Consider the following 9,695-nt stretch of genomic DNA (forward strand, 5'->3'; position numbering starts at 1 on the left):
AAACTGTGTAAAAAATCAGCTCATAACCCTTATGGCAGTAGGGCTTGGGTATATCGAATGTGGGCTATTCCTCAAGCTAGGAATGTTTGAAGCAAGAATTGTCTGAATATTCAACAATACATCGTCAAACGCTGTTACTAGCGCAGTTTGCGTACTGCGCGAATAACGTATAACTCCGCTTATTTGTTACTAGCGCAGTTTACGTACTGCACCAGTAACATATGACCGTTATTTTCTTAGTTCGTTAGCTGAGTTAGTAACAATGTTTGAGTGATTACTGTTACTTTCTCGGCTAGATAACTGAGTTTTTAACAGTGCTGAGACTATGGCTTATGCCACAGAATATTCACAGCTTAGCTTTACACACTTTTTGGCCTATAACCCCCACATTTTGATTTCAAGCTCTATTTTTGGGAAATAATCCAATAACCCCCTATCATGGGAATTGACACATTAGGGAAAACAGTTCCGAAATAAACTTACAAGCGAAAAAACAAGCAAAAAACAAAAAAGCAGCGAACTTCGCTGCATACCAATTGTGGGTGATATAGGAATCGAACCTATGACCCCTTCCGTGTGAAGGAAGTGCGCTAGCCGCTGCGCCAATCACCCAAAATCTTTTTAATTATGCGTGAAAGGCAATCCTTTCGAGTGGGCGATACAAGGTTCGAACTTGTGACCCCTTCCGTGTCAGGGAAGTGCGCTACCACTGCGCCAACCGCCCGGTTGTGTATTAAGCTACCGCTTAATCGAGGTGGGTACGAGAGTCGAACTCATCTATACGGCTTTGCAGGCCGCTGCCTAACCGCTTGGCTAACCCACCGTAAGGTCGAATAACTCATCGGACCTAGAGCGGACAACGGGACTCGAACCCGCGGTCTCAACCTTGGCAAGGTTGCGCTTTACCAACTAAGCTATGTCCGCAATGCTTTTTGCTGATTTCCCAGCGCCGAAGCACGAGTAACTACTATACTCGGAATAATCTCAAATGCAAGCCCTCGCCTATTTTGGCGTGTCGCTTGCTGCTGCTTGTGCGTGATTTATAGAAAGCCAGCTTTTCGCGGCTTGTTTTTTTGTAGTGTATTATTTGTTTCCGTTTGCTACAATCGTGCGCAACTTTTCTCGCTTTTGGAGCTGATTCTGTCGTGCATCGCTCCATTTGCGAGAGGACTGTCTCACTTTTGGAGCGTGTGTTAAATCTAATTTATGGAGCTAGCGCGCGTGTGCATCAAAATTGTTGCGCTAAGGAAACAGTTTTGATACATGCGATTATTGCTTATGATAAATCTAGCTAAACAATAACAACAATATGAGTGACCATTGTGCATAAGGAATGTGCTCATATGATAGAATCGAATTGAGAGCTGGGGCTCCCCTTACCCTTGACCCTTCACGGGGTAGGTTTGGGGGAATGACCAGCTCTTTTGTAATAGTTAATTTTCCCGTTTTCTATTATGCACACGCAATTTAGCTTCGTATCTTCTCTAGATAAACGTTTTTGAACAATAGTATTTATCGAATCCTTTGTTGCATTGAATATTCTAAAAAAATACACTATAATGAACGTAACGCGAGGGCCTCGCAGCTGCCGTTTACGTCAGATTGTTAGTCGGGGGGTCCCTCGCAATCTTCATTTTAAGTATTTTTTAATATAAGATTTATTCATCTTCGTCGTAATCTGCAGAATGTTGACGACGTGGAATCCCTAGTTTATCTACCATTTCGTTATATAAATCAAGATAGTCATCGTCAATAAGATTGTATGCTTCAATAATAAGTTTTCGAGGAGTATTTTGGTGTTCCATGCAAAGCTTAAGTAATCTGCTAACGCTTCATAAGGCTCTCCTGCGCATGTAGCATTACTAGCAGCTTCTTGCAAAGTTTATCCATGTGTGGCTCAGCGTAAGGCCGGAGTTTCTCAGCCATGTCATAATAAATTTTCTGCATGTTCATCAGCTTCTCACTCCTTTCTTATTTTTCCACAACTGGGAACGCTGTATTGACGAGCCAGCCTTTTTTCTTTTCTCGCTCAATCGTTGCAAAAACTGAAAAACGTGGGGTGCTCCTCAGACTAATGTTCCAGTCTTGAAAGCTGGTTGCCGAGGTCCCCACGTTGGTTATATCTTATCACAATATTTATAGGATCACCCCCGCGTATGCGGTAATAGCGCAGATAGCTGAAATAATACCTAATACTCTTGCTCTACTCATAATCGTGTGGAAAGATTGAAGGCTAGGGGTTCTAGCCAATTGGTCTGGTTGGAACCCCCGTTTTTTACTTGCGCTTATTATCGTGTCGCAAATCTAACCAAATCATAACAATGATAGTTAAAATGGGATCACTCCCGCGTATGCGGGAAAGACTATGAGCCAAGGCGGAAAATGACACCATATTCCAGCGATAATAACGAGTGAGAGTATGGCTGATAATATTGCATCTAATTTCATAATGAGCCTGCAGTATAGTGGATAGTGAGTCCCGGACACTTGGGTTGTTCGGGACTCTTTATTTACTTAGTGCGCCTCAAGGATTACCACTGCGTATTAGGGAAAGACTCATATGATAGAATCGAAGTAAAAGCTAGGGCTCTCCTCTTACCCTTTAATCTCGTAATGAGTTGGTTTGAGGGTATGACTAGCTTTCGTATATTACAACTGTTTTATAGTCTTTAATGATTCATATGTTATAGCCAAAAGTAAAGGAGCCCACACAGCGCCTAAGGTGAGTAAATCAACCGACGGCATGAAGCCAACTTTCAACGCAGGGAAACTCCTTCCAGTGATAGTATCAACTATCGCTTTATTACACAACTTTGTTTGTCATATAAGACTTTATTTTGCATTATTGTATTTTGTAAGCAGTTCTGAGAGCTTAGTTAATCCTGCTTGGCGCTCGCGAACGTCAAGAGATTTGGCCAAATCTGCAGCGCACACTGCGATCGGCATAAAGGATTTTGTCGATGTTGCTCGAGTTTCTTCAGTAATGCGCGAAGAAACATTTTGGCGAATAAAATCGAAAACTTCAGAATCGTCGATAACGTGGACTCTAACATTAATTATTGAACTATCTACGCCGTCTTCTTTATTTTTAAGATGAAACTTATTTATTAGATTACCTAGATTGTTGCTGCTTGCATATCCTTCTATTTTGTCAGTTCGCGTAAGCTGGAATTGTGAGTGCATATTCCCAGTTGCAGCTGAAAGTATTAAGTGCTTTGAAAGTTCTGCTAAACGCGATTTTCTGCACCAATATTCCATTGTTTTTGCGCGATTTCTGGAACGATTAACCAACTCTTGTGGAGTAATTGAGCGCAAATATGCTTCTATGCGATACTTCTGCTGCCTATTGATCCACGAAACTTCACAACCACTAAGCATAAACAATGCAGCAAAAGCTAATGACGGAGCATATGCCCTACCGCTTTTAGAGTTTTGTTGTTTGTAACGATTTACAGAATCTAGTGAAATTAAGATCTTCCTACTTCCAAATGCGTATGTTGTTAGTAAATGATTCGAGCATAATGCGCTAACTCTCTGAGTGCTAACTGCTAGCTGGGCTGCTGCTTCCTCACGCGTAAGAAGAGTATCATTCACAAACATAGACATAACGCAAGTGTATCAAAATTGTTGCGTTAAGGAAACAGTTTTGATACGCGCGTGTAGGTGGTTTTTTAAATATTTTGCGGTTAGTCGATCGTTACAAAAATATTGGGCACTAACTGCAGTGCGCTAGTGCCCAATATTATCTATTATTTTGCTAAGCTGCTTTCAGATTTCCACTTTTCTATGAGTCGCAACGCTTCTCGCTCAGTCGCATGGTTAAAGTCATCACTATTATTTTCATAATTCAATACAAACGACGCTAATATTATTTGCTCTTCTTTAGTAAATTCATCTAAATGATTTTTAACGGAATCTTTAATTTCATTGTAGAGATCTTCTCTAGAAATATAATTTGAATAACTTTTTAAATTAAAATCCCATCCATAATCATTCGAGTCACGGAAGGGATATGCTTTAGTGCATATAAACTTAAGCTTACTGACTTTATCATTAAATAGTTTTTTAACATAATTTTCAAATCCTTCTTTATCAAGATCTTCCCACACATAAAATGCTCTATTAAGGCTTCCTATTTTTAGCATATTTTCAGATTTTGAAATGAGTTCAATTTTGTCTATATAAATTTTTTCGAGAGATTCTAAATGCTTTAAGTTAATTAATTGCAAATCCTTACGCTCTGGTCTATTATTAAATCTCCCAAATGCCATTTCTTCTTGATCAAGAATATCTGCAATAAGTCCAATATTAGATTTATTAGAATTCTTAAGAATAGAATAAATTACCTCATGCCTTTCATTTTCAGAATCAATTTTTTTAATAATATAAAACACGAATTTAACTATTTCATTAAAAACAGAATCTGCATGTATTACATTTGTTTGGTTATTTACGAGTTCTCCATACGAATCAATGGTAGCATACAAAACAAACTTCAAACGATTTGAATATTCTTCATCAACCAATGCCTCCATATTTCTTAACAAATAGTCAAGAACACCTTCCTTCTCAGACTTTATAATGGTTTCAATTATGGAATCTTTATTATACTTGTAAAAACAATCATAAATTTTCTCTCTTGAAACCTTAATTCTATTCATGTCAAACATAAAATATAAATCGAATTTTTCAACAGATGCGATGCGATTATCTCTTAAAAGTTGCAAATCATCTGAATGAGAATATTCGCCAATGTAATTAATAGACCTAGCGAATTGGGGGAACATCGATATGAGCATTCGTATAGATGACTCTGAATTTAGTCCTAACTGTTTGAATTCATTTTTATAGTATTCATAAGTTCTTTTTTCATATTTATTTAAATCGTTATATGATTGTGGTCCACATACATAGATTGAATTATCAATAATCCATTCATATAGCTTAGGTTCGAAAATTTCTATTGCAGTAATAGCTAATAAATCAACAAATGATGTTTCTTTCCATAAAGCGCCATATTTGAATCGGAAAGCATTAAGTAATCTATTTACATCCCTTATATTATTTACATATGGATTTACACAGTTTTCAAGTACTGTTTCAAAATATTTGTTATTTTCAAATTCTTCTTCATTCTTGCTTTTATGAACAATATCATTAAGGCGATCTCTTAATATTTCATGCACTGTTGTTTTATCAATTTCAGGAACTTCAAAAGAAACTTGAACAATTTTCTTTAAATATTCATCTCCGTCAATATTGTGATATTCAGACAAAGCATTGCAAACAATTTCCCTATCCATCGTAAGTACATAAATGATGTTTGGAAAATCGCCTACTTGTTTCACCAATTGGAAAATATCTTTAATTTGAGGAGTAGTCAATCGATCTATATCATCAATAAAAACAATTATTTTGTGGTTAAAATCTTCTAGCGCCTCACACAATTTTTCTTTAGCTTCATTCAAACTAGGATTTTTCATCAATTTAGCACCTACTGCTTTGAATGTAGTTTTCAATATAGGAGCGATTGCAGGCCCAGCTACTGGAATAAATGATAAAACGTCAATAATATCGGAATATTGACTTATAGCCTTTCCGATTTTTCCTTTATTCTCTTCTCCTTTAGCAACACCTAATTTATTCTTCAATTCATGAAAAAATAAACTAATCAAATTGTTTTTATCTGAATAATTCCATGGCGAAAATCTTATAATTATTGGATAATGACATTGATCTTCTTCTTCAGCTTTTTGTGAAGTAAAAATTTTTTTGATTCTTTTGTATACTTTTGAATACCATTTTTTCTTCTCTGATTTATCTACTGGAATCTCAGATATTGCCATATTTATAATAGATGTCTTGCCGCTTCCCCACTTTCCATACAAACCGATTACAAGACCATCTTTGCTATCATATTCACAAATCGATTTTCCAAATTGTTTCGCAAAATCAGATCTTCCCAATAGATCTTCATCAGCTTTTTCAATAGGTTTATCTGCAACGTAGCCCATATTTTTTCTCCCACTTTTGCAATTGCAGTATTTCGTATAATAATCTATATTCTAATCATTTATGCAAATTATTCTTTATCTAATCATTACATATTACGTATTTCAAAAATTGAGCTACAAGCCAAAGATTTTGAAAATGTTATCGCATAAAACGCAAACTTTAAGATAGAGTATTGCGGGTTGAAATACCGAAATAAAAGGGGTTATAAGTCTTACACTAATAACCCAGTAAAAGAAAAAAGAAGAACCCGACGCATCAGATTCTTCCAGGTTTAGTCCGAAGACGTCCACCGCAATTCAACTACAATACTATCATACTTTTATTTTTCCTATAAATTTCCGCCAATATTTTCAATAGGTTTATAGTCTACGTAACTTAATTAAGTACTTTCACAGCCTTCATTGCAATACTGATATTTTAGATTGTAGTATGAGTAAAATAAGGCTTTAAAGAATTGAGAGAATATTTTGAATAGCATTCAGTCATTATGTATTAACATTAACTTAAATAATTTGGTAAATAGCATAATTATTTCAGTTGTATCTTCTCTTTTAATTACAGGCTTATATTTTATTTTCCGCGCTTTTAGATTAGATAAAATTGGTCAATATATATTGCCTGAGAATAATAAAATTCCATATGTTGAACTTGACTTAAATAAACAGATTGTGCGTAACATAGGAATGGAACCTGCAACTGATATTGAATTATTCAAAATTAATTTTCCTTTAGATAATAGTTTTAATTACATGCATGTAGCGTATATATGTGCTTTGCCAAATTTGATTCAAAATCAAAAAGAAAATATTCAATATATCCCAGATGATTGTTTAATGGTTCATGAATATTGTTTTCTTCTTCAATACTCAAATATTTCAGGAATGTATTTTTGGACTTTAATAATTCCAACTAGCCCAAGAGGTGACAACTTTATTCAAATCAATCCTCATTTTATAAAAGATAAACATAAACTCAATATTGCTAGTAATAAATGCGGATGTCCAAGATGGATAAAGAGTGCAGTGCTAAAAGACAAGAAAAAATACTATTGTTAAAATTGTTGCGTTAAGGAAACAGTTTTGATACGACAATTAAATTTTATAGTCGAAAATTTATAATGCTAAACCAAAAGTATTCAATTCGAAAAAACATTTGTGAATTTGCCACTCTTACTAGTTTTTTTATTAATGGAATATTTCTTATCAAATAGCTATCATTGAATCATGATGAAAGCTATTGTTCCACCTAAGTCCATAATTGTTGATTTACCTTATAAGGTTTTCAAAGACAATGAACTAGAACATAGTATTAATGAAAATCTAAAGTATAAAAGAAGTGATCTTGATAACCAAACTATTCAGGTTTTGAAGCATTACTTGCTGAAATTTCCAACTGTTTATATTGTTCATAAAAAAGAATACGAAAAATATACAGTTTATGTTGGTGAAACTAACAATATTGAGGAAAGAACAAAACAGCATCTGAATGCTGATACTAAAATCAGAGATGATTGGGAGAAACTGTCTGAAGGTAAAGTAAAACAGTATATTATTGCTAATGAGCATTTTAATAAATCACTTACTCTAGATGTTGAAAATCGCTTTATGCAGTACTTGTTAAGCGTCGATTCAATTAATGAAGTTACTAATCGTAGAACCAATCCTCAGGGTGAATATTATCCTGAAGAAGAGTTTGAACGTATTTTTTCTGGAATATGGGTTCAGCTTCATGACATGGATCCAGATTTATTTCCAGAAGAAGGAATTATTCGCGACTCAGCTTTATTTAAAGCGTCACCGTTTCATAAATTGACTACTGAACAGAAGAGTATTGAAAGCAAAGTTATAGATATAGTTAATGAAGCTCTACAATCAAAAAATAAGTGTAACTCTGATTCATCCACGCTTATTTTATTAGAGGGTGATGCTGGTACCGGAAAAACAGTTTTACTTAGTGATTTGTTCTATAAAATTTGTAACAAGCTAAGCAAAATAAAAAACCAATCACTCCAATACAATTATGAGGATATTGAAGAAGGAAACGACGAAGAAGATTATGATCATGAATATAAGCAATTTTCAACTATTAATAGTAGGAAAACTGCTTGCATAATTGTAAATCATAAAGAACAAGTGAATGTATACAATCAAATAGCAACAAAATTACGTTTACAAAAAAATAATGATGAACTTGTTATGCTACCTTCCCAGTTTATTAATCGTTTTAGCGAACAAACAGAACAAGGACGTGGCATTATTGACAGACCAAAACGTTGCTGTGATGTAGCTCTTATTGATGAGGCTCATTTGTTGAATACACAAGCTAATCAGGCTTACTCTGGCTCAAATATGTTGTCTGATATTTTATGTAGGTCTCGAGTTGTTATCGCAGCTTTTGATCCTAATCAAATTTTACAAAGCAACCAGCGTTGGAATTCCGAAGATTTAGAAAAATTATTGGGAACAGATTACAAGGATAAGAATTCTTTCAAAAATGATGATGATTGTGGAGAATTATTATTAAATGATTCAATAAGTGTGAGTGTTCGTCGTTTCATTCTTGAAAATCAGATGCGTATGAGAGCTAATGAAAATGTTCTCGAATGGATTAAAAATTTTGTATACAATGGTTGTATTGATACTCTTCCAGTATGTCGTAATTATGAAACAAAAAAAGAAGATTCAAATACTGGCAATAAACCTTTTGATTTCAAAGTATTTGATTCGCCCATTAAGCTATTTAATGCTATTAAGTCTAAATCTGAAGAAAAAGCTTCTGGGTGCGATGGACACGGATTATCACGTCTTGTTGCAACATACGACTGGGAGTATAAGAGCAATAAGAATAACCCTAACGCGGTAAATGGTACTTGGAATGTAGATTTGTATTGCGATAACAATGGAAAATGGCATATTGGACTTGGTCCATATGCTAATGCTAGTAGTTACGAGTTGGAAATTTTGGAAAAGGAAGGTAAGGTTTTTAGCCATCCTTGGAATTATCAATTGTCATCGCAAAACCACGCGAAGCATTCACATTCAATAAAAGAATCAAAAAAATCATGGGCAGAACAGTCTCATACTATAAATGAGATTGGATCTACATTTACTATTCAAGGATTTGATTTAAATTATGCTGGTGTAATAATTGGTCCATCAGTGCAATATCGTAATGGTAAAGTTGTTTTTTGCCCGGAAAATAGTCGAAACGATAAAGCAACTAATAAAAGGCATTCTAAAGATTTATCATCAAATAAAAAAATTACGTTAGACTATTCAATTGATAATCTTAAAAATGAGATCAATGTATTATTGAAACGTGGAGTTAATGGACTATACGTTTTTGCTGTCGACACGGAGTTAGAAAAGGCATTATTAGAGGCTCAACGTAAGCGTAATTCATTGATTTGAGTTACCTGCTTATGTAACAAATCTTCTGGCAACTTTTATCCACAATTACATGGAAAAATGTTTGTGTGTAGTTAAGCCAAAAGGTGTATAAAGTTACGCCTGAATATTCTGTATTGCAATCCACAGCCCAAACACCGTGAAATTCTCAGTCAAGCAGCTGAGAAAGTAACAGTGCTTGACTATTTCTACGTGTAGTTGTGCTGTTGTTCTGTTATATTTTGCGTTATCTTTTATCGTATATCACATTATTATATATGTTTTGGTGCATTT

At 34.6% G+C, this 9,695-nt stretch carries 4 protein-coding genes, 4 tRNA genes and 1 pseudogene; 2 read left to right on the forward strand and 7 right to left on the reverse strand.

Annotation, left to right across the window (positions count from 1 at the left end):
* Positions 1-539: 539 nt before the first annotated feature.
* From HMPREF3208_RS04510 to HMPREF3208_RS04535, 7 genes and pseudogenes are all read right to left on the reverse strand, one after another.
* Positions 540-612: transfer RNA gene (locus HMPREF3208_RS04510), tRNA-Val, on the reverse strand.
* Between the two features lie 40 nt (positions 613-652).
* Positions 653-724: transfer RNA gene (locus tag HMPREF3208_RS04515), tRNA-Val, on the reverse strand.
* A 28-nt stretch (positions 725-752) separates the two neighbouring features.
* Positions 753-823, reverse strand: a tRNA-Cys gene (locus HMPREF3208_RS04520).
* A 28-nt stretch (positions 824-851) separates the two neighbouring features.
* Positions 852-924 (reverse strand) — tRNA-Gly (locus HMPREF3208_RS04525).
* Between the two features lie 734 nt (positions 925-1,658).
* A pseudogene (locus HMPREF3208_RS06970) lies at positions 1,659-1,953 on the reverse strand (hypothetical protein).
* Between the two features lie 879 nt (positions 1,954-2,832).
* The gene (locus tag HMPREF3208_RS04530; RefSeq protein ID WP_064347420.1) at positions 2,833-3,606 is read right to left on the reverse strand and encodes a MerR family transcriptional regulator; all 774 of its coding nucleotides are present in this window, start codon (positions 3,604-3,606) and stop codon (positions 2,833-2,835) included.
* Positions 3,607-3,749: 143 nt separating this feature from the next.
* On the reverse strand, positions 3,750-6,014 hold the full coding sequence (locus HMPREF3208_RS04535; protein ID WP_064347422.1) for a KAP family P-loop NTPase fold protein: 2,265 nt from the start codon (positions 6,012-6,014) through the stop codon (positions 3,750-3,752).
* Between the two features lie 468 nt (positions 6,015-6,482).
* Here HMPREF3208_RS04535 and HMPREF3208_RS04540 point away from each other — a divergent pair, with 468 nt between their 5' ends.
* Together HMPREF3208_RS04540 and HMPREF3208_RS04545 are read left to right on the forward strand one after the other, a co-directional pair.
* On the forward strand, positions 6,483-7,070 hold the full coding sequence (locus HMPREF3208_RS04540) for a hypothetical protein (protein WP_230953092.1): 588 nt from the start codon (positions 6,483-6,485) through the stop codon (positions 7,068-7,070).
* 168 nt (positions 7,071-7,238) lie between these two features.
* The gene (locus HMPREF3208_RS04545) at positions 7,239-9,425 is read left to right on the forward strand and encodes a DUF2075 domain-containing protein (RefSeq protein ID WP_016636600.1); all 2,187 of its coding nucleotides are present in this window, start codon (positions 7,239-7,241) and stop codon (positions 9,423-9,425) included.
* Positions 9,426-9,695: the final 270 nt, after the last annotated feature.

It is taken from the genome of Gardnerella vaginalis (assembly GCF_001546485.1).
Taxonomy (GTDB): Bacteria; Actinomycetota; Actinomycetes; order Actinomycetales; family Bifidobacteriaceae; genus Bifidobacterium; species Bifidobacterium vaginale_D.